This is a genomic window from Gallibacterium genomosp. 3 (genome assembly GCF_001678475.1).
Classification (GTDB): domain Bacteria; phylum Pseudomonadota; class Gammaproteobacteria; order Enterobacterales; family Pasteurellaceae; genus Gallibacterium; species Gallibacterium faecale.
Genome location: NZ_JTJR01000013.1, coordinates 67418 through 73729, shown reverse-complemented (window position 1 = coordinate 73729; position 6312 = coordinate 67418). Strand labels below are relative to the sequence as shown.

Annotated in this window: 6 protein-coding genes; 4 read left to right on the top strand and 2 right to left on the bottom strand. The window is 38.4% G+C overall.

Annotation, left to right across the window (positions count from 1 at the left end; all coding sequences use genetic code 11):
* Window positions 1-25 precede the first annotated feature (25 nt).
* Window positions 26-754 carry a UDP-2,3-diacylglucosamine diphosphatase gene (gene lpxH, locus QV06_RS03965; RefSeq protein WP_065237041.1) on the bottom strand — a complete coding sequence of 243 codons (729 nt, stop codon included), beginning with the start codon at window positions 752-754 and terminating at the stop codon, window positions 26-28.
* A gap of 134 nt (window positions 755-888) precedes the next feature.
* Between lpxH and QV06_RS03960 the strand changes: the two genes are divergently transcribed.
* Both QV06_RS03960 and QV06_RS03955 read left to right on the top strand, forming a co-directional pair.
* A complete protein-coding gene (locus QV06_RS03960; protein ID WP_065237040.1) occupies window positions 889-1620 on the top strand; it encodes a 1-acylglycerol-3-phosphate O-acyltransferase in 732 nt (243 codons plus the stop codon).
* Between the two features lie 61 nt (window positions 1621-1681).
* A complete protein-coding gene (locus tag QV06_RS03955) occupies window positions 1682-3085 on the top strand; it encodes a multicopper oxidase domain-containing protein (protein WP_065237039.1) in 1404 nt (467 codons plus the stop codon).
* Here QV06_RS03955 and cueR read toward each other — a convergent pair.
* Entirely contained in the window at window positions 3068-3493 is a 426-nt protein-coding gene (gene cueR / locus QV06_RS03950; RefSeq protein ID WP_065237038.1) for a Cu(I)-responsive transcriptional regulator, read from the bottom strand. The genes QV06_RS03955 and cueR overlap by 18 nt on opposite strands.
* A 79-nt stretch (window positions 3494-3572) precedes the next feature.
* Here cueR and QV06_RS03945 point away from each other — a divergent pair, with 79 nt between their 5' ends.
* Window positions 3573-3959: a copper ion binding protein gene (locus tag QV06_RS03945; protein ID WP_209435876.1), complete on the top strand. Its 387-nt coding sequence runs from the start codon at window positions 3573-3575 to the stop codon at window positions 3957-3959.
* Window positions 3944-6253, top strand: a complete 2310-nt coding sequence (locus QV06_RS03940) for a heavy metal translocating P-type ATPase (protein ID WP_065237037.1) — start codon at window positions 3944-3946, stop codon at window positions 6251-6253. The genes QV06_RS03945 and QV06_RS03940 overlap by 16 nt, the downstream gene beginning before the upstream one ends.
* The last annotated feature ends 59 nt before the right edge of the window (window positions 6254-6312 follow it).

The window sequence follows — 6312 nt, the reverse complement described above, 5'->3', positions numbered from 1 at the left end:
CCATTTTGTCTACTATACCTCTTTTTTATTCAGGCAACACCAAATTCACAAAATAGCCTTGATGTTGTGGTTCAACCACAAAAATAGAAAGTTCTTCTCGCCAATCACCTAACACAATCCTTCTTTTATTCTCTGATAAAGTGTGAATTGCTTGGCGATGAGTATGCCCATGAATAATTTGTGTCACTTGAAAACGTGTAAAGGTGTCCTCTACCGCAACAGAATTGACATCCATAATTTCTGTACTTTTACCTTGCTTATCATATTGGCTTTGTTGGCGAATACGTTGTGCTAGTTTGATCCGATAAGTCAAAGGCAAACAAAGAAAAAGTTTTTGTAACCAACGCTGATGTACACGTTTACGGAATTTCTGATAGGCTACATCATCTGTACACAATGTATCCCCATGACACACTAATGTTGCTCTACCATATAGCTCAATGACCTGATAGTCAGGTAATAATTGAATCTCCGTTTCTTTAGCAAACCGCTCGCCCAATAAAAAATCACGATTACCATGACAGAAATAACAATGAACTCCCTGTGCAGTAAGCTGCTTTAATAACTGCTTAATTTCCTGGATAGCTGGAGAATTTTCATCATCCCCTACCCAAAAATCAAAAAGGTCACCTAAAATATATAAAGCTTGTGCTTGCGGAGCAATTTGCGTCATAAAATAACGAAATAACGCTAATAAATGCGGTGATTGTTCACTCAGATGTAAATCAGCAATAAAATAAGTTGGTTTATTCATCTTCATTTATGATTAATAACGAAAGGCATACTATAAAGCATTTTTATGCTTAACGCTTTCTTCTTTTATCGTTACTTTTGTACTTATTTAGGCAAATTCGCTATACTTGCTCCAATTTGTTTGAGGGACAAACTATGCTTAAATTACTTCGTATTATTATTGTTGTTATTTGTTGTATTCTTATTTGTGTAATTGGTTCTATTTACTCACTTATCCGCTTTAAAAATCCAAATAATGTCGCTCTTTTTGCTCATTGGTTTGCACGTTTACATCCACTTTTTGGTTTAACCGTAGAATATCGTTATCCTGAAGGTGCAGATAAATTTGAACGTTGTATTTATATCGGCAATCACCAAAATAACTATGATATGGTCACCATTTCACATATGGTGATGCCTCGTACCGTTAGTGTTGGTAAAAAAAGCCTCATCTGGGTTCCATTTTTTGGGGTGTTATATTGGGCAACAGGAAACATTTTTATCGATCGTGAAAATCGCAATAAAGCTCACAATACAATGACAACCTTAGCGAAACGAATTCACCAAGATAACCTTTCTATTTGGATGTTCCCTGAAGGTACCCGCAGCCGCGGTCGTGGATTATTACCTTTTAAAACAGGTGCTTTTTATGCCGCTATTGAAGCGGGTGTTCCTGTTGTTCCTGTTGTTTGTTCTTCTACTCATCAACAAGTAAATCTTAATCGTTGGAACAATGGTAAAGTGATTTGTGAAATGTTGCCGCCTATTCCAAGTAGTGATTACAGTCGAGAAACAGTTCGAGATTTTGCTAAACATTGTCATGATGTTATGGAACAGCATCTCGCTAAACTTGATGCAGAAGTTGCACAAACTCATCACCAAGCTTAAATCAGGAATCATCTTTGTCGCAGGAAAAAATATCCATCGAGATTAAGTAAGGAGGAGAAACATGGGAAATTATTCTCGCCGTCGATTTTTACAAGGCTCTCTTGCGCTTGCAGCAAGCAGTAGCGTATCGCATTACACCTTCGCTGAAGATAAAGTCCCGTTATGGATTCCCCCTCTTACTGCGGTTGGACGCGGCTCTCCTATCCTGTTAAATGCACGTAACGTAAAAAAAGCATTTAATGGGAAACAGAAAGTTGATACTTGGGGGTTCAATGATTCTTATCTTGGTCCAACAATCAAAATGAAACAAAATGATTTTTTGCGTTTAACTTATCGCAATAATCTCAGCGAAGCGATTGCTATTAATATTCAAGGTTTACAAGCTAACGGCGAGATTTCTGGCAGTATTAACCGCAATATTGCCCCACAAACTTCTTGGTCCCCTATTATTCCAATTAAACAGGGTGCCTCTACTTGTTGGTATCACAGTGATACTATCGGTCGCTCCGCTTATCAAAGTTATCGTGGCTTAGTAGGAATGTGGATTATTGAAGATGAACAAAGCAAGAAAGGTTTAATTCCTAATAAATATGGCGAAAACGATATTCCTTTAATCCTACAAGATATTTCGCTTAACTATGAGGGGCAACAGTTATTTAACCTCGATAAAAATCAGTTCTTAGGTAAACAACTTTTTGTAAATGGGCAACGCAACTGCTTTCTTAACGTTCCTCGTGGTTTTATTCGGTTACGCTTACTAAATGCTTCCGTTTCTCGACCTTATTATCTCAGTCTAGATAATCAACAACCACTTTTAAAAATTGCTTCTGGTTTGGGTTTTCTCTCTCAGCCACAAGAAATTAAAACACTGTTATTAGTACCGGGTGAACGTGCCGAAGTATTAGTAAATTTAACGCAAGGACAAACTGTCAGATTGCTTGCTGGTAAAGATCGTGGACTATTTGATCAAGTCCGTAGTATGTTGGGAATGTCGGATGATTTAGAGGATAACCTAGTAGTCGAATTACGTCCTCAAGGCTTAGCATCTGCGTTTGCCCAACAAAAACCAACGTTACCTGATGCGAATTTAGGTTTGCCACTCACCCCAGTAAAAGAACGAACTTTTGTACTAAACACCCAAGATGCGATGATTAACCAACGCCGTTTTGATCCGCGTCGGATCGATCTTGTTGTCAAACTCGATACTGTCGAACGTTGGATTCTCTCTGCTGATCAACCTACTGGATTTCAATTACAAGGTGCTAAATTCTTAATTGAACAACAAAATGGTAAACGATTAACGAAAGCTCAACTCGCCTGGACTGATACAGTTTGGGTTGAAGGTGAAACTCGAATTCTGGTTAAATTCGAGAATCAATCATCTAATTCTTATCCATTTATTTTTGGAGCATCAAATTTGTTGTTAGCTGATAAAGGCTGTATGGGATTACTTGTTGTGCAGTGATGATTTATGATGACAACAGATTTGCCCACTTAGTGAATTAATAATTGGGCAATCTTCACTATCATCTCCAGGGCATTGCTCAGCCAATGCCATTAATTTTTCTCGCATTTGCTGTAAACGTGTAATTTGTTGATCTATTTCTGAAATTTTTGCCAAAGTCTGTGCTTTCACATCCGCACTACGGCGATGTGGATTATGATATAACGATAATAACTGTTCACACTCTGGCAAAGAAAACCCTATTTCTCTCGCTTCCCGAATTAAATTTAAGGCTTCAATATGCTGTATTCCATATTGGCGATACCCATTTGCACTACGACTTGGTGCACTAATCAAGCCTTTCTCTTCATAAAAACGGATTGCTTTTGTAGTTAAATTAGTCAATTTTGCTACTTCATTAATATACATATTTTCCTCTTGACTCTTACCTTACAGGAAGGTTTATTGTAGCACCGTTTCAAAAATTGGAAATTAATAAGGAGAAATAATGATGATTTTACTTAAACTTGCTGACTTATCTTGCCAACATTGTGTTAAAAGTGTTACTAATGCACTTAATGCCGTAAATGGCGTACAACAAGCAAAAGTTTCTCTACATTACGCCAAAGTAGAAGGCGAAGCCACCGCAGAAACCTTAATCCACGCTGTTGAAGCAGCGGGCTATCAAGCAGAAGTAGCAACCACACCAAGTCATACCCTTTCATTATCAGGTTTAAACTGCCAACATTGTGTTAAAAGCGTTCGTACCGCATTAGAAAATCTTGATGATGTTGTCTATGCAGAGGTGGACAAAACCAGTGCTAAAGTTTATGGAGATGCTGCTCTCGAAACCTTAATTCAGGCAGTTGAACAAGCAGGATTCTCAGCAAAGTAGCTAATCAACGTGTTGAACCAACGCAACAATCTCAAGCGCAACAACACGTTGAATCATTAACTTCTCTCTCTGACCAACCAATTCAAAAAAGCGCTCAACACAGTGAATCCACTGATGAACAACTTTTTTTAATTGAAGGAATGTCGTGTGCTGCTTGTGTTGCAAAAGTCGAAAAGGCGATTCGACAAGTAGACCAAGTGGCTTCCGCTCGTGTAAATCTTGCAGATAATACCGCAACCGTAGTTGGCGGTAATCCTCAACAAATTTGTGCTGCCGTTAGCCAAGCTGGCTATCAGGCAGATTTACTTGAAGATGAAATTACCCGTGCAACACGCATCGAACAACAGTTTCAACAACAAATTAAACATAAAAGTAGGCAAGCCACTGTCGCACTCATTGTAGGCTTTGCGCTTATGTTTGCGATGTGGTTTGATTGGTTACCGAGTTATACCCAACTTGGCGTTAAACAGCCTGCCACCTATCAGGTGATTTACTCAATCATCAGTTTAATTGTAGCTGGTGCAATTTATTATTCAGGTAAACATTTCTTTGTTCGAGCTTGGATTAACTTACGCCATAGAACAACTTCAATGGATACCTTAGTGGCATTAGGGGCTTTAACCAGTTTTCTACTTTCGTTGTGTATTATTCTTTTTCCACACGCTTTTTCTCAGCATCATCTCTACCTTGATGCGGGATTAATGGTGATCGGTTTTGTGAATATTGGCAAAATTTTAGAAAGCAGAGGTAAAAAATCTGCCAGCAAAGCACTTTCTGCCTTAATGGATTTACTCCCTAATCAAACTACGGTAATTGAAAATGGCAACCCTATTACTATTCCAACCAAGCAGGTTAAACCTAATATGCTGGTTCAATTACAAACTGGCGATAAAATTCCAGTTGATGGCACAGTGAAATTAGGGGAGTTATGGGTAAATGAAGCAATGCTGACTGGTGAATCTCAACCAATTAAAAAAATAGTGGGAGATTCTGTCACAGCAGGAACTTTAGTGAATAATGGTGGTGGGCAAATTCTTGCGACACAAACAGGGCGCAGTACCACATTAGCCCAAATGATCCACACTATCGATCAGGCTCAAACCTCTAAGCCACAATTAGCAACATTAGTAGATAAAATTGCAGCGATTTTTGTTCCCGTAGTAATTGGGCTTGCTGTTATTACCTGTCTAGTTTGGTTAAGTTTTGGTGCAACTTTTAGTGACGCCTTATTAGCAGCAACATCAGTATTAGTCATCTCCTGTCCTTGTGCTTTAGGACTTGCTATTCCGATGTCCATTATTGTTGGTACTGGACAAGCTGCAAAATTAGGAATTTTAGTTAAAGAAGCCAACGGATTACAGCAATTAACGAAAGTTCAGCGTATCTTTTTTGATAAAACGGGAACACTGACTACTGGCAAAACCAGCGTTACTGCTACCTGGAAAGATGATTTATCCAGTTTATCAATTGCTGCAAGTATTGAACAACAAATGGTTCACCCGTTAGCAGATGCAATTATCCAATTTGCTAAACAACACAAGGTATCTATAATCCCTGTGCAAGCAACCAATAGTATTGCAGGGAAAGGGCTAGAAGCAACGATTAATAATGAACAATGGTTACTAGGAAGCCTACGCTTTATGCAAGAACAACAAATTGATATTGCAGCAAGCCAAGCATTTATTCAGCAGCATTTACAAAATGCCGCTAGTCTTGTCTTTTTAGCCAAACAACAGCAGTTAGTGAATGTATTTGCTATCAGCGATCAAATTAAACCTGATGCGTTATCTGCCTTACAACAGCTACAAGCAATGGGTATCCAATGTGTTATGCTAACTGGGGATAACTCACAAACGGCTAATGCCTTTGCACAACAACTTGGGATTGATAAGGTCATTGCCCAAGCAACCCCACAGGATAAAGCAGAAAATATTGCACAAAGCCAACAACATCAAGTTACTGCAATGGTAGGTGATGGTGTTAATGATGCTCAAGCATTCGTGACAGCTGATGTTGCAATTGCTATGGGAAGCGGAGCAAAAGTTTCTATGGAAACCGCTGATCTCACTTTGTTAAACACCCAATTAACAACGTTAGTGAATGCAATCCATATTGCTAGAGCAATTTTTAACAATATTAAATTAAGCCTATTTTTTGCTTTTATTTATAACGTGATTTTAATTCCTGTCGCTGCATTAGGTTTATTAAATCCAATGTGGGCAGCATTAGCGATGGCATGTAGTTCTGTGACTGTTGTAGTTAATGCTAATCGATTAAGAAAGATTAAACTCTAAAACTAACACGCCCTTATATCATTGATAAGGGCGTTTAATGATAATTCCTCTCAATTACG

Bases quoted from the DNA above. Each gene is read 5' to 3' on its own strand.
- lpxH (WP_065237041.1), bottom strand. From the start codon at position 754: ATGAATAAACCAACTTATTTTATTGCTGATTTACATCTGAGTGAACAA.
- QV06_RS03955 (WP_065237039.1), top strand. From the start codon at position 1,682: ATGGGAAATTATTCTCGCCGTCGATTTTTACAAGGCTCTCTTGCGCTT.
- cueR (WP_065237038.1), bottom strand. From the start codon at position 3,493: ATGTATATTAATGAAGTAGCAAAATTGACTAATTTAACTACAAAAGCA.
- QV06_RS03945 (WP_209435876.1), top strand. From the start codon at position 3,573: ATGATGATTTTACTTAAACTTGCTGACTTATCTTGCCAACATTGTGTT.
- QV06_RS03960 (WP_065237040.1), top strand. From the start codon at position 889: ATGCTTAAATTACTTCGTATTATTATTGTTGTTATTTGTTGTATTCTT.